This is a genomic window from Pseudomonas sp. s4, from assembly GCF_046764235.1.
Taxonomy (GTDB): domain Bacteria; phylum Pseudomonadota; class Gammaproteobacteria; order Pseudomonadales; family Pseudomonadaceae; genus Aquipseudomonas; species Aquipseudomonas asiatica.
Genome location: NZ_CP177209.1, coordinates 1,114,407 through 1,133,411, shown reverse-complemented (window position 1 = coordinate 1,133,411; position 19,005 = coordinate 1,114,407). Strand labels below are relative to the sequence as shown.

Genomic DNA, 19,005 nt, shown 5'->3' with positions numbered 1-19,005 from the left:
TCTCCCTGTCAGTCGCGGCGGCGCCGTCAGTTGATATGCAAGCGTCGGCGCAGGTCGCGCAGGGCGAAACTGATCCACGGCCAGAGCAAGGCACTGATTACCGCTGACCAGACCAGCGCCAGGGTGGGCAGCCGGTTGCCGGTCAGCGCGCTGAGCCACAGCTGGATCAGCTGGGCAATGCCGAAGATCACCAGAATCACCAGGCTCTGCTGCCACATGGGGAACATGCGCAGGCGCTGCTGCAAGGACAGCACCAGGAAGGTGATGAGGGTGAGGATCAGCGCGTTCTGCCCCAGCAAGGTGCCGTACAGCACATCCTCGGCCAGGCCCAGCACGAACGCGGTGGTCATGCCGACCTTGTTCGGTACGGCGAGGGTCCAGAACGACACCAGCAAGGCCAGCCACATGGGCCGGAACACTTCCATGAACTGCGGCATGGGCGAGACGCTGAGCAGCAGGCCGATGGCGAAAGTCAGCCAGATGACCCAGCCGTTGTTGCGGCGTGATGCAGCCATCATTGCCTCCGGGTGTGAGCGGGTGCGGCAGGCGCGGCAGCCGGCGTGGCAGGTGCGGCCACCGGAGCTGCAGGCTGCGCAGCCGGGGCTGTCGGGGCCGCTGGTGTGGCCGGCGTGGCAGGTGCGCTGCCAGCTGGTGCACCCTGCTCGCCCGTCGTGGCCGGCTGGCCTGGGGCCGAGGTGCCCTTGCGGTCAGCCTCTTCCTGGGCAATGGCGGCATCGGTGGCGCGCTGTTCCGGGCTGCGCCGGTCGCTGAACACCAGCAGCATGTAGCGGCTGCGGTTGAGCGCGGCGGTGGGGATGGCACGAACGATGGCGAACGGCTGGCCGGAATCGTGGATCACTTCGTTGACCGTGGCCACCGGGTAGCCGGCCGGGAACCGTTGCCCCATGCCGGAACTGACCAGCAGGTCGCCTTCCTTGATGTCGGCGGTATCGGCCACATGGCGCAGTTCCAGGCGCTCCGGGTTGCCGGTGCCGCTGGCGATGGCGCGCAGGCCGTTGCGGTTGACCTGCACCGGGATGCTATGGGTGGTATCGGTCAGCAACAGTACGCGCGAGGTGTACGGCATCAGCTCGACCACCTGGCCCATGAGGCCACGGGCATCGAGCACCGGCTGGCCAAGGAACACGCCATCACGTTCGCCCTTGTTGATCAGGATGCGGTGGGTGAACGGGTTGGGATCGACACCGATCAGCTCCGCCACTTCGACCTTTTCGTTTACCAGCGCCGAAGAGTTGAGCAACTCGCGCAGGCGCACGTTCTGCTCGGTCAGGGCCGCCAGTTTCTGCAGGCGCCCCTGCAGCAGCAGGGCTTCGGTCTTGAGCTTTTCGTTTTCGGCGATCAGTTCGGTGCGGCTGCCGAACTGGCCGGCCACACCTTGCCACGCACGCTGCGGCAGGTCGGTGATCCAGTACGACTCCATGAGTACCAGGCCCATCTGGCTGCGCACTGGTTTGAGCACGTCGAAGCGCGCGTCGACAACCATCAACGCGACCGACATCACCACCAGGACGAGCAGGCGAACGCCCAGCGAAGGGCCCTTGGAGAAAAGCGGTTTAATGGGCCGTTCCTCGTGGACGACTCAGGAGGTCATTGGACATGGGACAACGCACCAGCCTGGTTGCGGGTTGACGGATACGGCGCCCCGAACGGGCGCCAGCCCAGCACATACAGGTAGCACTGTGCGTACTACCTGTAAACCGGGCGCTCGTGAACAGCGAGCGGAATCACTCGCTGGAGAGCAGGTCCATCGCGTGCTTGTCCATCATCTCCAAGGCGCGACCGCCGCCACGGGCGACACAGGTCAGCGGGTCTTCGGCGACGATCACCGGCAGGCCGGTTTCCTGGGCCAGCAGCTTGTCGAGGTCACGCAGCAGCGCGCCACCACCGGTCAGCACCAGGCCACGCTCGGCGATGTCCGAGGCCAGCTCGGGCGGCGATTGCTCCAGGGCACTCTTGACCGCCTGGACGATGGTCGCCAGGGATTCCTGCAGTGCTTCAAGCACTTCGTTGGAGTTCAGGGTGAAGGCACGCGGTACGCCCTCGGCCAGGTTGCGGCCGCGCACGTCGACTTCACGTACTTCGCCGCCCGGGTAGGCAGTGCCGATTTCCTGCTTGATGCGCTCGGCGGTGGACTCGCCGATCAGGCTGCCGTAGTTGCGGCGCACGTAGGTGACGATGGCTTCGTCGAAGCGGTCGCCGCCAACGCGGACGGATTCGGCATAAACCACGCCGTTCAGGGAGATGAGCGCGATTTCAGTGGTACCACCACCGATATCGACGACCATCGAACCGCGGGCTTCTTCGACTGGCAGGCCGGCACCGATGGCGGCGGCCATCGGCTCTTCGATCAGGAACACTTCACGGGCACCGGCACCCAGCGCCGATTCGCGGATGGCGCGGCGCTCTACCTGGGTCGACTTGCACGGCACGCAGATCAGCACGCGCGGGCTCGGCTGCAGGAAGCTGTTCTCGTGAACCTTGTTGATAAAATATTGCAACATTTTTTCGCAGACGCTGAAGTCGGCGATGACGCCGTCCTTCATCGGACGAATGGCAGCAATGTTGCCAGGCGTACGGCCCAGCATGCGCTTGGCTTCGGTACCGACGGCGACGACGCTTTTCTGGTTGCCATGGGTACGGATGGCAACAACCGAGGGCTCATTCAGGACGATACCGCGCTCACGCACGTAAATAAGGGTGTTGGCAGTACCCAGGTCGATGGACAGATCGCTGGAAAACATGCCACGCAGTTTCTTGAACATGGGAAAGTGACCCTGGGGAAAGCGTGGGTAAAAAAGTGCGGCAAACTCTAACAATGGCAGGGATTTTGGGCAAGGAGCCAATATGTTAAATTGGCTGTTTTTCCGAGCACGCCAGCAGAATTTCGCGGCCGTTAGACCGCCAGAAAGCTGACATGTTCCTCACTGCGGACCCGAATTCCGGTCTTTGTTTCCCCTGGAGATCCCCATGGCGCTTGAACGCTGCGACGTGGAAAAGATCGCCCATCTGGCCCGTCTGGGCCTGAATGATGGCGAACTGCCACGCATTACTGACGCACTGAACAGCATTCTCGGGCTGGTCGACCAGATGCAAGCGGTCGACACTACTGGCATCGAGCCACTGGCCCACCCCCTGGAGGCCAGCCAGCGCCTGCGTCCCGACCAGGTCACCGAAAGCAACCAGCGCGACGCCTACCAGGCCATCGCGCCGTCGACCGAAAGCGGTCTGTACCTGGTTCCCAAAGTCATCGAGTAAGGGATAGTGCCTGCCATGCATCAATTGACCCTGGCCGAGATCGCCCGCGGACTCGCCGACAAGTCGTTTTCCTCCGAAGAGCTGACCGGCGCCCTGCTGGCGCGCATCAAGCAGCTCGACCCGCAGATCAACAGCTTCATCAGCATCACCGAAGACCTGGCCCTGGGCCAGGCGCGTGCCGCCGACGCCCGTCGCGCCGCTGGCGAAACCGGCGCGCTGCTGGGTGCCCCCATCGCCCACAAGGACCTGTTCTGCACCAACGGCGTACGCACCAGCTGCGGCTCGAAGATGCTCGACAACTTCAAGGCGCCGTATGACGCCACCGTGGTTGCCAAGCTGGCCGAAGCCGGCATGGTCACCCTGGGCAAGACCAACATGGACGAATTCGCCATGGGTTCGGCCAACGAATCCAGCCACTACGGCGCGGTGAAGAACCCATGGAACCTCGAGCACGTCCCGGGCGGCTCGTCGGGCGGTTCGGCCGCGGCAGTGGCTGCACGCCTGCTGCCAGCCACCACCGGCACCGACACCGGCGGCTCCATCCGCCAACCGGCGGCACTGACCAACCTCACCGGCCTCAAGCCAACCTACGGCCGCGTGTCGCGCTGGGGCATGATCGCCTACGCCTCCAGCCTCGACCAAGGTGGCCCGCTGGCCCGTACCGCCGAAGACTGCGCCCTGCTGCTGCAAGGCATGGCCGGTTTCGACGCCAAGGACTCCACCAGCATCGAAGAACCGGTGCCGGACTACAGCGCCAACCTGAATGCTTCGCTGCAAGGCCTGCGCATCGGCCTGCCGAAGGAGTACTTCGGTGCCGGCCTCGACCCACGCATCGCCGACCTGGTCCAGGCCAGCGTCAAAGAGCTGGAAAAGCTCGGCGCGGTGGTCAAGGAAATCAGCCTGCCGAACATGCAGCACGCCATCCCGGCCTACTACGTGATCGCCCCCGCTGAAGCCTCGTCCAACCTGTCGCGTTTCGATGGCGTGCGCTTCGGCTACCGCTGCGAGAACCCGAAAGACCTGACCGACCTGTACAAGCGTTCGCGTGGCGAAGGCTTCGGTGTCGAAGTGCAGCGCCGCATCATGGTCGGCACCTACGCCCTGTCGGCCGGCTACTACGATGCCTACTACGTGAAGGCTCAGCAGATCCGCCGCCTGATCAAGAACGACTTCATGGCCGCCTTCAACGACGTCGACCTGATCCTCGGCCCGACCACGCCAAACCCGGCCTGGAAGCTCGGCGCCAAGAGCAGCGACCCGGTCGCCGCCTATCTGGAAGACGTCTACACCATCACCGCCAACCTGGCGGGCCTGCCGGGCCTGTCGATGCCGGCCGGCTTCGTCGATGGCCTGCCGGTTGGCGTGCAGCTGCTGGCGCCATACTTCCAGGAAGGCCGCCTGCTCAACGTCGCGCACCGCTACCAGCAAGTGACCGACTGGCACACCCGCGCCCCCAACGGCTTCTGAGGAATTCACACATGCAATGGGAAGTTGTGATCGGGCTGGAAATCCACACTCAGCTCGCCACCCAGTCGAAGATCTTCTCCGGCAGCGCCACCACCTTCGGTTCCGAGCCGAACACCCAGGCCAGCCTGGTTGACCTGGGCATGCCTGGCGTACTGCCGGTGCTGAACCAGGAAGCCGTGCGCATGGCGTGCATGTTCGGCCTGGCCATCGATGCCGAGATCGGCAAGCGCAACGTGTTCGCGCGCAAGAACTACTTCTACCCGGACCTGCCAAAGGGCTACCAGATCAGCCAGATGGACTTGCCGATCGTCGGCAAGGGCCACCTCGACATCGCCCTGGAAGACGGCACCATCAAGCGCATCGGGGTAACCCGCGCGCACCTGGAAGAAGATGCCGGCAAGAGCCTGCACGAAGACTTCAGCGGCTCCACCGGCATCGACCTGAACCGTGCCGGCACCCCGCTGCTGGAAATCGTCTCCGAGCCCGACATGCGCAGCGCCAAGGAAGCCGTGGCCTACGTCAAGGCAATCCACGCGCTGGTGCGTTACCTGGGCATCTGCGACGGCAACATGGCCGAAGGCTCGCTGCGTTGCGACTGCAACGTGTCGATCCGCCCGAAAGGCCAGGCCGAATTCGGCACCCGCTGCGAGATCAAGAACGTCAACTCGTTCCGCTTCATCGAGCGCGCGATCAACAGCGAGATCCAGCGCCAGATCGACCTGATCGAGGACGGCGGCAAGGTGGTACAGGAAACCCGTCTGTACGACCCGAACAAGGACGAGACCCGCTCCATGCGCAGCAAGGAGGAAGCCAACGACTACCGTTACTTCCCCGACCCGGACCTGCTGCCGGTGGTGATCGAGGACAGCTTCCTCGAAACCGTCCGCGCCGGCTTGCCGGAACTGCCGACGCAGAAGGTCGAGCGCTTCCAGAACCAGTACGGCCTGTCGGCCTACGACGCCAACGTGCTGGCTTCCAGCCGCGAGCAGGCGGACTACTTCGAGGAAGTGGTGAAAATCGGTGGCGATGCCAAGCTGGCTGCCAACTGGGTCATGGTCGAACTGGGCAGCCTGCTGAACAAGCTGGGCATCGAGATCGACCAGGCGCCGGTCAGCGCCGCACAGCTGGGCGGCATGCTGCTGCGTATTCGCGACAACACCATCAGCGGCAAGATCGCCAAGACTGTGTTCGAGGCCATGGCCGCCGGTGAAGGCGATGCCGACAGCATCATCGAAAGCAAGGGCCTGAAGCAGGTCACCGATACCGGTGCGATCGACAAGATGCTCGACGAGGTGCTGGCGGCAAACGCCGAGCAGGTCGAACAGTACCGCGCGGCCGACGAGGCCAAGCGTGGCAAGATGTTCGGCTTCTTTGTCGGCCAGGCGATGAAAGCCTCCAAGGGCAAGGCCAACCCGGGGCAAGTGAACCAATTGCTCAAGGCCAAGCTCGAAGGGTGATCTGAATATGCTGCGAGGGCTTTGCCCTCGTTCGCGGGCTTGCCCGCCCCCACAGATACTGCGCCGCTTTCACAGGCGGTGATATACCTGTGGGAGCGGGCAAGCCCGCGAATGGCTGCACTGGAGACCTCCTGACTTGCTAAAGCGATCCCTGAGCACCCTCGCCCTCTTCTCCCTGCTGGCCGGCTGCGCCAGCCAGGACATCGACCCCAACGGTTACGACAAGACCGGCACCGCCTCCTATTACGGCTCTCGCCACCATGGCAAACGCACCGCCAGCGGCGAACCGTTCAACCAGCACGGCCTCACCGCCGCCCACCGCAGCCTGCCTTTCGGCAGCCGGGTACGGGTGACCAACCTGGCCAACCAGCGCAGCGTCGTGGTGCGCATCAACGACCGTGGCCCACACACCCGCGGCCGCCTGATCGATCTTTCACGTGCCGCCGCAGAAAAAATCGGCATGATCCGTAGCGGAACCGCGCGCGTGCGAGTACAAGGGCTTAGCGACTGACGCGACAGGAGTCCGACCATTTTCGACCTGGCTACCCTTCCCACCTCCAGCCTCCTGCAACTGGGCATCGCCCTGCTGTTGCTGATCGGCGGCGCCGAACTGCTGGTACGCGCAGCCCTGCGCCTGGCCCAGCGCCTGCACGTACGCCCGCTGATCATCGGCCTGAGCCTGGTGGCCTTCGGCAGCACTGCCCCACAAATGACCGTGAGCCTGCAGGCCGCCTACCAGGGCGCGCCGGATGTGGCGGTGGGCAGCGTCATCGGCAGCAACATCTTCAACGTATTGGTCATTCTCGGCCTGGCCGCATTGATCATCCCGCTGCGCGTGTCGCGGCAACTGGTGCGCATGGACATTCCACTGATGATCGTCGCCAGCGGCCTGGTCTACGCGTTATCCGCCAACGGCCACTTGGGCCGGGTCGAAGGGGTGTTGCTGTTGATCGGCCTGGTCGGCTACCTGGCAATGCTCTGGCACCAGTCGCGCCACTACGCCCGCACCTACCCCGCACCGGCAACCGTCATCAGCAGTACCGGGCGCTTCTGGTCGGGCACGCTGCTGCAGGTGCTGGCCGGCCTGGGCCTGCTGAGCCTGGCGGGTCACTTGTTGCTGGAAGCCGCCGTGGAGGTGGCCACCGACCTGGGCCTGTCCGAGCGCATCATCGGCCTGACCGTCGTTGCCATTTGCACCTCCCTGCCGGAACTGGCCGCTGCACTGATCGCCGCCCTGCGCGGTGAACGGGAAATCGCCGTGGGCACAGTGATCGGCAGCAACCTGTTCAACCTGCTGGCCGTGCTGGGCCTGACCGCGCTGGTCACTCCCGAGCCGCTGTCGATCTCGCCCAACGCCTTGGCCTTCGATCTGCCGGTAATGCTGGGTGTTGCTGCGCTGAGCCTGCCGGTGTTCTATTCCGGCTACCGCATCACTCGCGCCGAAGGCCTGGTGTTCCTCTGCCTGTACCTGGCCTATGGGCTGCACGTGGCGGCGTTTACCATGGGCATGCCACTGGCCGGCCGCCTGGAGCGGTTGATGCTGTTCTACGTACTGCCGGTGCTCGCCATGGTGTTGCTGTACACCACCGCACGAGCCTGGCGCCGCCAACACTAAGGAAAACAACATGGCTGATAGCAAGAAAACCGGCGAACAGATTCGGCGCCAGGTGATGGGCGATGCATTCGTCGACCGCGCCCTGGGCAATGCCACCGACTTTACCCAGCCGCTGCAGGACTTCGTCAACGAACATGCCTGGGGCAGCGTGTGGGCCCGCGACGGGCTGCCGTTGAAAACCCGCAGCCTGATTACCCTGGCCACGCTCACGGCACTCAAGTGCCCGCAGGAGCTCAAGGGTCATGTGCGCGGGGCGTTGAACAATGGCTGTACGGTGGAGGAGATTCGCGAAGCGCTGCTGCATTGCGCGGTGTATGCGGGGGTGCCGGCGGCGATTGATGCGTTCCGTGCGGCACAGGAAGTGATCGACAGCTATCAAGGCTGACCCAGCCTTTTTCAGGCCCGGCCTCTTCGCGGGTAAACCCGCTCCCACAGGTACTGCACAGGTCTCAGAGCCTGTGGGATCCCTGTGGGGGCGGGTTTACCCGCGAAAAGGCCGGCACTGTGTTACCTACCTGGCCTGGCGAGCCTTCTTCATCTTGAAGGCCACCCACAGCACCAGGATCCACCCCGGAATCAGCATCACCGAGATGCGAATCGGCGGGGTCAGGTACATCACCACCAGGATCAGCACGATGAACGCCAGGCACAGGTAGTTGGTTACCGGGTGCCCCCAGCTTTTGTAGAACGGGGTAATCCCGGCCGCCAGCTTGGCCTTGCGGAACTTCAGGTGGGTGATGCTGATGCTCGCCCAGTTGATCACCAGCGCCGACACCGCCAGGGCCATCAGCAGACCAAAGGCTTCACCCGGCATCAGGTAGTTGATCAGCACGCACAGCCCGGTGGCAAAAGCCGACACACCCAGCGCGGTCAGCGGCACGCCGCTACGGCTTACCTTCAGCAACTGAAGCGGAGCGTCGCCCTGGCTGGCCAGGCCGAACAGCATGCGGCTGTTGGCGTACACACAGCTGTTGTACACCGACAGTGCGGCCGTCAGCACCACGATATTGAGGATGGTCGCCACCAGGTCACTGTCCAGTTCATGGAAGATCATCACGAACGGGCTGCCACCCTGCACCACCTTCTGCCATGGGTACAGCGACAGCAGCACCGCCAAGGCACCGATATAGAAAATGAGGATACGGTACACCACCTGGTTGGTGGCCTTTGGGATGCTCTGACGCGGGTTGTCAGCCTCAGCGGCGGTGATGCCCACCAGCTCCAGGCCACCGAACGAGAACATGATCACTGCCAGTGCCATCACCAGGCCGGTGACGCCGTTGGGGAAGAAGCCGCCGTACTGCCAGAGGTTGGCCACGCTGGCGTCCGGGCCGCCATGGCCGCTGGTCAGCAGCCAGGCGCCGAAACCGATCATGCTGACGATGGCCACCACCTTGACCAGGGCGAACCAGAACTCCATCTCGCCGTAGACCTTAACCTGGGTGAGGTTGATCAGGTTGATCACCACGAAAAAGATCGCCGCCGTGGCCCAGGTGGGAAAGCCGGGCCACCAGTACTGCACGTAGATGCCCACCGCTGTAAGCTCGGCCATGCCGACCAGTACGTACACCACCCAGTAGTTCCAACCCGAAACAAACCCGGCAAACTCGCTCCAGTACTGGTGGGCGAAGTGGCTGAAGCTGCCGGCCACGGGCTCTTCAACAACCATTTCACCGAGCTGGCGCATGATCAGGAAGGCCATCAGGCCGGCAATGGCGTAGCCCAGCAGGACGGAGGGGCCAGCCAGCTGGATGGTCTGGGCAATGCCCAGGAACAACCCGGTACCGATGGCCCCGCCCAGCGCGATCAGCTGGATATGGCGATTCTTCAGCCCGCGCTGTAACCGCTCGGGCGTGCTCTGGTCTTGCATGAAGTGTCCTTTAGCTCAGTGAGGCTGTGTTTTTGTGTTGTTTGCAGTCAAGGATCTAGATCCATCCGCCCCACTGCAAGATGAAAATACCAATGTTGGTGGTGATCGCCGCCATTAGCGTGGTAATCACGATGATCGATGCAGCCAGCTCATGGTTGCCGTTCGCCGCCCGCGCCATGACGTAGCTGGCAGCTGCAGTCGGGCTGCCGATGTACAGGAACAGGATGCCCAGCTCGGCGCCGCGGAAGCCGCATAGCCAGGCTCCAAGGGTACCCAGCAGCGGCAGCCAGACCATCTTCACCAGGCTGGCGTCGATGGCCAGCCTGCCACTGTCGCGCAGTGCCGCCATCGACAGCGTGCCACCGATGCAGATCAGCGCCAGCGGCAGGGTCATCTGCGCCAGGTAATCGCCCGAGGTCAGCAGCCAGTTGGGCAGCGGCACCTGGCCGTAGGCCATGGGCGTGGCCACCAGCACACTGATGATCAGCGGGTTGCTGAAGATGCTCTTGCAGATGCTCCACGGGTCGGATTTCAGGTCCGGGCTGTAAACCGCCAGCACCACTGCCGACAACGAGTTGTACATGAGGATGACCAGGCCGGCGAGTACCGCCCCCAGGGAGATGCCGTAGTCGCCGTAGAGACTGGCGGCCAGGGCCAGGCCGATCACGCCGTTGTTTCCACGGAATGCGCCCTGGGTATAGATGCCCCGGTCGGCCAGCGGGCTGCGCCAGATGGCCATGCCCCAGGCAATGGCGAAGCCGGCCAGGGTGGCGACGATGAAATAGAGAAGGACGCCGGGTTTGACCGCCGTGGCCAGGTCGGCGTGATAGATGCCGAGGAACAGCAACGCCGGCATGCACACGTTGAACACCAGTTGCGAGGCTACACGGTTGAAATTGTCGTCGATCAGGCGGATACGTTTGAGCAGCACGCCCATGAACAGCATGGCGAAGACCGGGGCCGTGATGTTCAACGTCTGGATAAGAAGGGCGAGCATGCGCAAGCGATCCTGGAGGGGTTGCCGTTAGGGGGCTAATGATACGCCAACGGCCGGGACTTGCGGGGATCGCGGGGTGATAAAGAGAAGTTTCTGGCAGTTACGGCCCTTTCGCGGGTAAACCCGCTCCTACAGGTACTGCACAGGTCTGGAGGCTTGTGAATACCTGTAGGAGCGGGTTTACCCGCGAAGAGGCCGGTACTGCCAGTACTGAATCAGCGCCTAACCGGGCGCTTCTGCAGTTTGCGCTGCAAGGTCCGCCGGTGCATGCCCAGCGCCCGCGCGGTGGCCGAGATATTGCCCTCGTGCTCGTTCAGTACGCGCTGGATATGCTCCCACTGCAGGCGGTCGACCGACATCGGGTTTTCCGGCACCAGGCTGTCCAGGTCGGTGTGCTCTGACAGCAACGCAGCCAGCACATCATCGGCATCGGCCGGCTTGCACAGGTAGTTGCAGGCACCGCGCTTGACCGCTTCCACCGCAGTGGCAATGCTCGAGTAACCGGTCAGGATCACCACGCGCATTTCCGGGTCCAGCTCCAGCAGCTTGGGCAGCAGCACCAGGCCGGAGTCGCCTTCCATCTTCAGGTCCAGCGTGGCGTAGTCCGGCAGGTCCTGCTGGGCAAGGATCAACCCTTCTTCGGCAGAGCTGGCGGTACTGACGCGGAAACCGCGGCGGCTCATGGCCCGGGCCATGACCCGGGTGAAGGTGGCATCGTCATCCACCAGCAACAGGTGCGGCAGCTCTTCGCCTTCGACCTGGTTTTCTTCGCTCATCATTCATCTCCTCGCTTGCCATAGGGCAGGCGCAGTTCGGTCAGGGTGCCACCCTGTTCATGACTATAGAGTTTCACCGAACCGCCCGCACGGGTCACGCTGGCCTTGCTCAAGAACAGGCCCAGGCCGAAGCCTTTGCCCTTGGTGGTAATGAAGGGTTTGCCGATGGCCTCGGCGATTGCCGGCGGTACGCCGGGGCCGTGGTCACGGATGCTGATGACGATGTCATGGGTGTCCCAGTCCAGGCGCACTTCAAGGTCGTCGGGGCAGGCATCGGCGGCATTGTTCAACAGGTTCAACAGCGCCTGGGTCAGGTCCGGCGGCGGGGTCAGGCGCGGCACCTGGCCGTCGCGCAAGCGCTGGAAGCGGTAGCTGGCTTCCGGGCGCATCAGGTGCCAACGGTTGAGCGCTTCGTCCAGCCAGGCCGTGACATCCTGCTCCACCACGGCCAGGCGGCGGTTGGCTTCGGCGGCGCGTACCAGCTGTTGCAGGGTTTCCTTGCACAGCTTCACCTGGTCCTGAAGGATCTGCAGGTCTTCCTGCAGCAAGGGGTCGGCGTGGTCCTGGCGCATTTCGTTCAGCAGCACGCTCATGGTCGCCAACGGTGTGCCCAGCTCATGGGCGGCACCGGCGGCCTGGGTGGCCACGGCCAGCAGCTGCTCGTCGCGCAGGCTTTCTTCACGCCGCTCGGAACGCAGTTGCTCCTGGCGGCGCAGCTCTTCGGCCATGCGTGCGGCAAAGAAGGTGATCACCGCCGCGGCCAGGGCAATACTCAGCCACATGCCATACACCTGCATCTTGTCCCGCGCCATCGGCAGGCCTTCGAGCGGGTAGAACTGCACCAGCAGCAGGCTGTAGGCGGTCAGGGCAATGCCGGACAGGATCAGCGAATACAGCCACGGCAAGGTAACTGCGGCAATCGCCAGCGGCACCAGGTAATACGAAACGAACGGGTTGGTCGAACCGCCGGAGTAGTACAGCAAGGCACTGTGGATCAGCAGGTCGCAGGCCAGTTGCAGGGCATATTCCAGCTCGGTAACAGGCAACGACAGGCGCAGGCGCAGGGCCGTGAAGGCGCACAGCAGCGAAGACAAGGCCAAGGTGCCGGCCAGCGACAGCCAGGGCAAAGGCAGCAGTTCGGTCCAGTAGGCGACGCCCACGGAGCCGGCCTGGGCAGCCAGGACCAGGACCCGAATGACGGTCAGGCGCCAGAGGTTCTGGCGAGTAGCAGACAGCGGTTGTACGGCGGCGAGCATGAGCTCTCCTGATGAGTGCTCCAGAAAAATCGGCTGGAGTATACCGAAGCCAGGCGCCTCGCTGCAGCGATGCGGCAAAGCGCCACACTTTGTCACAGGTTCATGATGGCACTTTTGAACCCACTACACTGTTGCCGGTCTGATGGGCCATGCGTGGAATGGATGGCCACAACCCACGCCTTATATTGCCAAGGAGTATCACATGCAAATCCCACGTCGCGGCACCGCCCTGATCCTGTCCTGCGGCCTGCTCGCCAGCCTGCCGGCGCTGGCTGCCGATGAGCCGCGCTACAATCAGGTCTCGCTGCGTGCCGAGGTCAGCAAGGAAGTGGCGCGCGACCTGATGGTCGTTACCCTGTACAGCGAAGCGCAGAACACCGACCCGGGCAAGCTCGCCAAGCAGATCACCGAAACCATGAACAAGGCCGTACAGCAGTCGCGCCAGGTCAAGGACGTGAAGATCAGCCAGGGTAGCCGCAACAGCTACCCGGTATATGACAGCAAGGGCCAGAAGATCACCGGCTGGCGCGAGCGCGCCGAGTTGCGCCTGGAAAGCGCCAACTTCCCTGCCCTGTCGCAGCTGACCGCCGACTTGCTGCAAGAGCTGAAGATGGGGGGCATGGACTTCTCCATCGCCCCGGCCACGCGCAAGGCCAGCGAGGATGCACTGCTCAAGGATGCGGTGGATGCCTTCAAGGCACGCGCGCAACTGGCTACCGAGGCACTGGGTGGCAAGGGCTACAAGGTGGTCAGCCTGAACCTCAACAGCAGCGGTTACCCGCGCCCTTACCTGCGCAGTGCGCCGATGGCGATGAAGGCAATGGGGGCTGATGAGTCGGCACCGGCGCCGGATATCGAGGCCGGGACCAGTGAAGTGAGCATGAATGCCGATGGCCTGATCGAAGTGCAGATGCCTTGAGTTCGCCGGGGGCGCATTGCGCCCCTATCGCCGGCAAGCCAGCTCCCACAGATACACCACAGGTTTCAGCCCTTGTGTTGTACCTGTGGGAGCTGGCTTGCCGGCGATGAGGTCAGTCGAAAAAGCGCAGATTCAGACATTTCCTACGCACCAATAAGGTGCTTCCTACGCCAACCCCGCCTCGAAATATCCCGCAAAAAGCCATCATTTTGCCTACGCAAACGTTTAACTTCTTCGAAAGTTATATCAATGCGACATCCATGTACGCTCGTACCACTTTTCTGGCGCCAACTATCCCTCCGCATATTGCATTGGGAACACCCCCTGCATTAGTATCCGCAGGTCGGCTCACGAGGCCACCTCAATCGAAAAATGACAACAATGAGGCCACCATGCTCAAACACGCAGTCATTCCGTTCCTGCTAGGCGCAGGCTTGCTCTCCGGCGCACCGTCGGCCCTCGCAGCGTCCAACCTGGTGTTCTGCTCCGAAGGCAGCCCGGCCGGCTTCGACCCGGGCCAATACACCACAGGGACTGACTTTGACGCCTCGGCCGAGACCGTGTTCAACCGCTTGACCCAGTTCGAACGTGGCGGCACGGCAGTCATCCCGGGGCTGGCGACCAAGTGGGAAGTCTCCGACGACGGAAAGACCTACACCTTCCACCTGCGCGAAGGGGTCAAGTTCCACACCACCGACTACTTCAAGCCCACCCGCAACTTCAACGCCGACGACGTGCTGTTCACCTTCAACCGCATGCTCGACAAGGACCACCCGTTCCGCAAGGCCTACCCCACCGAGTTCCCATACTTCACCGACATGGGCATGGACAAGAACATCGCCAGGCTGGAGAAGCTCGACGAACATACCGTCAGGTTCACCCTCAACGAAGTCGACGCCGCATTCATTCAGAACCTGGCCATGAGCTTCGCCTCGATCCAGTCCGCCGAATACGCCGACCAGTTGCTCAAGGACGGCAAGGCCGCCGACATCAACCAGAAGCCGATCGGCACTGGCCCGTTCGTGTTCAGCAAGTACCAGAAGGACGCGCAGATCCGCTTCAAGGGCAACAAGGACTACTGGCAACCTGATGACGTGAAGATCGACAACCTGATCTTCGCCATTACCACCGACGCCTCTGTGCGCATGCAGAAGCTGAAGAAGAACGAGTGCCAGGTCACCCTGTTCCCGCGCCCTGCCGACATCCAGCCGCTGAAACAGGACCCCAAGCTGCAGATGCCGCAGCAAGCCGGCTTCAACCTCGGCTACATCGCCTACAACGTGATGGACAAGGTCAAGGGCAGCAACGAGCCCAACCCGCTGGCCCAGCTGAAGGTCCGCGAGGCGCTGGATATGGCCGTGGACAAGAAAAAGATCATCGAGTCGGTCTACCAGGGCGCCGGCCAACTGGCAGTCAACGCCATGCCCCCGACCCAGTGGTCCTATGACGACAGCATCAAGGACGCGCCATTCGACCCTGAAAAAGCCAAGCAACTGCTCAAGGAAGCCGGCATCAAGGAAGGCACCGAAATCACCCTGTGGGCGATGCCTGTGCAACGCCCGTACAACCCCAATGCCAAGCTGATGGCCGAGATGCTGCAATCCGACTGGGCCAAGGTCGGCATCAAGGCCAAGATCGTCAGCTATGAATGGGGCGAGTACATCAAGCGCTCCAAAGGCGGCGAACAGGGCGCCATGCTGATCGGCTGGAGCGGTGACAACGGTGACCCGGACAACTGGCTGGGCACCCTGTACGGCTGCGACGCCATGAACGGCAACAACTTCTCCAAATGGTGCTACAAGCCCTACGACGACCTGATCAAGCAGGCCAAGGCCACTTCCGACCAGGCCAAGCGCACCGAGTTGTATCAGCAGGCACAGCACATCCTCAAGGAGCAGGTGCCGATCACCCCGATCGCCCACTCCACCGTGTACCAGCCCATGAGCGCCAAGGTGAAGGACTTCAAGATCAGCCCGTTCGCGCTGAACTCCTTCTACGGCGTCAGCGTGGACAAATAGGCTAGCCAAGGCACCCGCCGAGCTGCGGGTGCCCCGCCAACCTCGTCCCCCTCCATGTCGTCCCGCTGCCATCCGCAGCGGGGTCGGCGACCTGTTGCCGCCATTCGTACCCCGAGGCGGCGCAAACAGACGTAAAAGGACTTGCCATGCGCCATACCACCCGAGTTTCCGCCCTGCTGGCCCTGGGCCTGATCAGCCAATCGCCGGCCTTGCTGGCCAACAACCTGGTGTTCTGCTCCGAAGGCAGCCCCGCCGGCTTCGACACCGCCCAGTACACCAGCGCCACCGACAATGATGCCGCCGAACCGCTCTACAACCGCCTGGTCGAGTTCGAACGCGGCGGCACTGCCGTGCACCCTGCCCTGGCGACCCGCTGGGAGGTGTCCGAGGATGGCCTGCGCTACACCTTCCACCTGCGCGAAGGGGTGAAATTCCACAGCAACAAGGCCTTTGCACCGAGCCGCGACTTCAACGCCGACGACGTGCTGTTCACCTTCAACCGCATGCTCGACAAGAACCACCCGTTCCGCCAGGCCTACCCGACCGAGTTCCCCTATTTCATCAGCATGGGCCTGGACAAGAACATCGCCCGCGTCGAAAAGACCGATCCACTGACCGTGGTGTTCACCCTGAACAAGGTCGATGCCGCGTTCATCCAGAACCTGGCCATGAGCTTCGCTTCCATCCTGTCTGCCGAATACGCCGAACAGCTGATGGCCAGCGGGCGCCCCAGCGACATCAACCAGCAACCGATCGGCACCGGCCCGTTCGTGTTCCAGCGTTATCAGAAGGATTCGCAGATCCGCTACAAGGGCAACAAGGCCTATTGGTCACCGCAGGACGTGAAGATCGACAATCTGGTGTTCTCGATCAACATCGACCCTTCGGTGCGCATCCAGAAGCTGCGCCGCAACGAATGCCAGGTCACCCTGCACCCGCGCCCCGCCGACCTGCCGGCGCTCAAGGCCGACAGCAAACTGCAGGTGCTGCAGCAGCCTGGCTTCAACCTCGGCTATATCGCCTACAACACTCAACACCCACCGTTCGACCGGTTGGAAGTGCGCCAGGCAATGGATATGGCAGTGAACAAGCAGGCGATCATCCAGGCTGTGTATCAGGATTCCGGCCAGCTGGCAGTCAACGCCATGCCGCCAACCCAGTGGTCCTATGACGACAGCATCAAGGACGCCCCCTTCGATCCGGAAAAGGCCAAACAGCTACTGCAGCAGGCCGGAGTCAAGCCGGGCACCGAGATCACCCTGTGGGCCATGCCGGTGCAGCGCCCGTACAACCCAAACGCCAAGCTGATGGCGGAAATGCTCCAGGCCGACTGGAGCAAGCTCGGCTTCAAGGTGCGCATTGTCAGCTATGAATGGGGCGAGTACCTCAAGCGCATGAAAAGCGGCGAGCACGATATCGCCCTGATCGGCTGGACCGGGGACAACGGCGACCCGGACAACTGGCTGGGCACCCTCTACAACTGCGATGCCATCGGCAGCAACAACTACTCGCTGTGGTGCGATCCGCAGTACGACAGCCTGGTCAAGCAGGCCAAGCAGGTCACCGACCGCGCGCAGCGCACCGCCCTGTACCAGCAGGCCCAGCAGCGGCTCAAGCAGCAGGTGCCGATTACCCCGGTGGCACATTCAACGGTCAACCAACCGCTGAGCATCAAGGTTTCCGAATTCAAGGTCAGCCCTTTCGGGCGCAACGATTTTTCCGGTGTGAGTGTTGATTGAGCATTAGCCGGTACCGGCCTCTTCGCGGGTAAACCCGCTCCCACAGGGTTCTCCTCAGGTTCACGAAACCTGTGGTAGCGGGCGCGCCCGCGAAGAGGCCGGCACAGCCAACACAACGCCCCGATTCTGCCCGGTGACCCCGGGCAACCCTGGCAACACCGCAGCAAGAAGCCCGGCCCACAAGGCCAGGCAATAACTAGAAGAACAGAAAGGGAGCTTTAACCTTGAGACTATTCACCTTGACCGCACTGGCTTTATCCATCAGTGCCTTATCCACCGTGACCCAGGCAGACCCGCAAAGCCAGGAATACGTGCCCATCACCCTCAAAGGCAGCAGCGAGCAGGAGCAGGCCAGCGGCTTCGTCGACGGCCAGAGCCTGTCCGGCAGCACCCGCAACTGGTATGCCCGCGAGCGCGCCGCACGCGCCCCGCTGTGGAAGTACTACAAGAGCGACGGCACCCGCCACGACACCCACAGCCGCGAGAACTGGGTGCAGGGCACCATCCTCAACTACAGTTCCGGTTTCACCCAGGGCACCGTCGGCTTCGCCGTCGAAGCCGCCGGTTACAATGCCATCGCCCTGCTGCAGAACCGCGAGGACGTCGCCGGCCCCAACAACCGCACCCTGACCCACAGCGACGGCGACCCGGTCGGCCAGTGGAGCAAGATGGGCCTGGCCAACGTCAAGGCGCGGGTGTCCAACACCACGCTCACCGTCGGCCGCCAATCGGTGGACACGCCGATGATCGCCTACATCGGCAACCGCGCCCTGCCCTCGAGTTTCCAGGGCGCGTTCCTGCACAGTGCCGAATTCGACAACCTGAGCTTCGACCTGGGCACCTTCGACCGCGTCTCGCCACGTACCGAACAGAGCCTCAGCAAGTTCCGCACCGAGTACAGCGCCACTGGCGTGGAGACCGACCGCGCCAGCACCGCCGGCATCAACTACCAGCCGTTCAAGAGCCTGAGCACCAGCCTGTACGCCACCAAGGTCGACGACTTCTGGAACCAGTACTACTTCGGCGCCAACCATGTGCTCGGTGATAGTGCAGTGCTAAGCCTGAGCACCGGCCTGAACTACTACAAGACCGTCGACGCCGGCAGCAAGAAGATGGGCGATATCGACAACGACACCTACAGCCTGTCGTTCGGCCTGACCCATCAGGCCCACACCCTCAGCGCCTCCTGGCAGCAGGTCAACGGCAACGAGTACTTCGACTACCTGCACGAAACCAACGGCATCTACCTGGCCAACTCGCTGCTGTCGGACTTCAACGGCCCCAACGAGAAATCGCTGCAGATTTCCTACGTGCTGAACATGGCGCCGTACGGCGTGCCGGGCCTGAAGTTCAACCTGTACAACGCCCGCGGCTGGGGCATCGATGGTACCCATTACCGCGGTACCGCCTACGACGTGAACGGCCTGGATGGCGAAACCCACTACGAGTGGGGCTTCGGCACCAGCTACGCGGTACAGAGCGGGCCATTGAAAGACACCAGCATCCGTGCCACCTACACCGCGCACCGCGCCAGCAAGGCCCAGGGCGATGGCAGCCTGGATGAGTTCCGGGTGGTTACCACCATTCCATTCAACATTCTCTGACCGCCGGCGCC

General features: G+C 63.0%; 17 protein-coding genes. 10 read left to right on the top strand and 7 right to left on the bottom strand.

What is annotated here, in order from left to right:
* Positions 1-26: 26 nt before the first annotated feature.
* The 3 genes from mreD to mreB form a co-directional block, all read right to left on the bottom strand.
* A complete protein-coding gene (mreD, locus tag ACK56M_RS05345; protein WP_015269051.1) occupies positions 27-515 on the bottom strand; it encodes a rod shape-determining protein MreD in 489 nt (162 codons plus the stop codon).
* On the bottom strand, positions 515-1,549 hold the full coding sequence (gene mreC / locus ACK56M_RS05340) for a rod shape-determining protein MreC (protein ID WP_220467601.1): 1,035 nt from the start codon (positions 1,547-1,549) through the stop codon (positions 515-517). Before mreC ends, mreD begins: the two co-directional genes overlap by 1 nt.
* A gap of 196 nt (positions 1,550-1,745) precedes the next feature.
* Positions 1,746-2,783: a rod shape-determining protein MreB gene (mreB, locus tag ACK56M_RS05335; protein ID WP_003255163.1), complete on the bottom strand. Its 1,038-nt coding sequence runs from the start codon at positions 2,781-2,783 to the stop codon at positions 1,746-1,748.
* A gap of 205 nt (positions 2,784-2,988) precedes the next feature.
* On the opposite strand from mreB, the gene gatC reads away from it, so the two are divergent.
* The 6 genes from gatC (at position 2,989) to ACK56M_RS05305 (ending at position 8,200) form a co-directional block, all read left to right on the top strand.
* Complete coding sequence (gene gatC, locus ACK56M_RS05330; protein ID WP_003255165.1) at positions 2,989-3,276, top strand: Asp-tRNA(Asn)/Glu-tRNA(Gln) amidotransferase subunit GatC; 288 nt, start codon at positions 2,989-2,991, stop codon at positions 3,274-3,276.
* Between the two features lie 15 nt (positions 3,277-3,291).
* Positions 3,292-4,743, top strand: a complete 1,452-nt coding sequence (gatA, locus tag ACK56M_RS05325) for an Asp-tRNA(Asn)/Glu-tRNA(Gln) amidotransferase subunit GatA (RefSeq protein ID WP_015269049.1) — start codon at positions 3,292-3,294, stop codon at positions 4,741-4,743.
* 11 nt (positions 4,744-4,754) lie between these two features.
* On the top strand, positions 4,755-6,200 hold the full coding sequence (gene gatB / locus ACK56M_RS05320; RefSeq protein WP_013971062.1) for an Asp-tRNA(Asn)/Glu-tRNA(Gln) amidotransferase subunit GatB: 1,446 nt from the start codon (positions 4,755-4,757) through the stop codon (positions 6,198-6,200).
* Positions 6,201-6,336: 136 nt separating this feature from the next.
* Positions 6,337-6,711: a septal ring lytic transglycosylase RlpA family protein gene (locus tag ACK56M_RS05315; RefSeq protein ID WP_015269048.1), complete on the top strand. Its 375-nt coding sequence runs from the start codon at positions 6,337-6,339 to the stop codon at positions 6,709-6,711.
* Between the two features lie 60 nt (positions 6,712-6,771).
* A complete protein-coding gene (locus ACK56M_RS05310; RefSeq protein ID WP_085720765.1) occupies positions 6,772-7,815 on the top strand; it encodes a calcium/sodium antiporter in 1,044 nt (347 codons plus the stop codon).
* Between the two features lie 10 nt (positions 7,816-7,825).
* Positions 7,826-8,200: a carboxymuconolactone decarboxylase family protein gene (locus ACK56M_RS05305; protein WP_013971059.1), complete on the top strand. Its 375-nt coding sequence runs from the start codon at positions 7,826-7,828 to the stop codon at positions 8,198-8,200.
* A gap of 126 nt (positions 8,201-8,326) precedes the next feature.
* On the opposite strand, the gene ACK56M_RS05300 is transcribed toward ACK56M_RS05305, so the two are convergent.
* From ACK56M_RS05300 to ACK56M_RS05285, 4 genes are all read right to left on the bottom strand, one after another.
* Positions 8,327-9,685: an amino acid permease gene (locus ACK56M_RS05300; protein WP_054573150.1), complete on the bottom strand. Its 1,359-nt coding sequence runs from the start codon at positions 9,683-9,685 to the stop codon at positions 8,327-8,329.
* Between the two features lie 55 nt (positions 9,686-9,740).
* The gene (locus ACK56M_RS05295) at positions 9,741-10,682 is read right to left on the bottom strand and encodes an AEC family transporter (RefSeq protein WP_015269046.1); all 942 of its coding nucleotides are present in this window, start codon (positions 10,680-10,682) and stop codon (positions 9,741-9,743) included.
* A gap of 215 nt (positions 10,683-10,897) precedes the next feature.
* Positions 10,898-11,458 (bottom strand): response regulator transcription factor, encoded by a 561-nt coding sequence (locus ACK56M_RS05290; RefSeq protein ID WP_015269045.1) that lies wholly within the window; start codon positions 11,456-11,458, stop codon positions 10,898-10,900.
* Positions 11,458-12,714 (bottom strand): ATP-binding protein, encoded by a 1,257-nt coding sequence (locus ACK56M_RS05285; protein ID WP_003257889.1) that lies wholly within the window; start codon positions 12,712-12,714, stop codon positions 11,458-11,460. The genes ACK56M_RS05290 and ACK56M_RS05285 overlap by 1 nt, the downstream gene beginning before the upstream one ends.
* 202 nt (positions 12,715-12,916) lie before the next feature.
* Between ACK56M_RS05285 and ACK56M_RS05280 the strand changes: the two genes are divergently transcribed.
* From ACK56M_RS05280 to ACK56M_RS05265, 4 genes are all read left to right on the top strand, one after another.
* Positions 12,917-13,633 carry an SIMPL domain-containing protein gene (locus tag ACK56M_RS05280; protein WP_015269044.1) on the top strand — a complete coding sequence of 239 codons (717 nt, stop codon included), beginning with the start codon at positions 12,917-12,919 and terminating at the stop codon, positions 13,631-13,633.
* Positions 13,634-14,025: 392 nt separating this feature from the next.
* On the top strand, positions 14,026-15,651 hold the full coding sequence (locus tag ACK56M_RS05275) for an ABC transporter substrate-binding protein (protein WP_102083572.1): 1,626 nt from the start codon (positions 14,026-14,028) through the stop codon (positions 15,649-15,651).
* A gap of 146 nt (positions 15,652-15,797) precedes the next feature.
* Positions 15,798-17,390, top strand: a complete 1,593-nt coding sequence (locus ACK56M_RS05270) for an ABC transporter substrate-binding protein (protein WP_411959291.1) — start codon at positions 15,798-15,800, stop codon at positions 17,388-17,390.
* 224 nt (positions 17,391-17,614) lie between these two features.
* Positions 17,615-18,994 carry an OprD family porin gene (locus ACK56M_RS05265; RefSeq protein ID WP_041506249.1) on the top strand — a complete coding sequence of 460 codons (1,380 nt, stop codon included), beginning with the start codon at positions 17,615-17,617 and terminating at the stop codon, positions 18,992-18,994.
* The last annotated feature ends 11 nt before the right edge of the window (positions 18,995-19,005 follow it).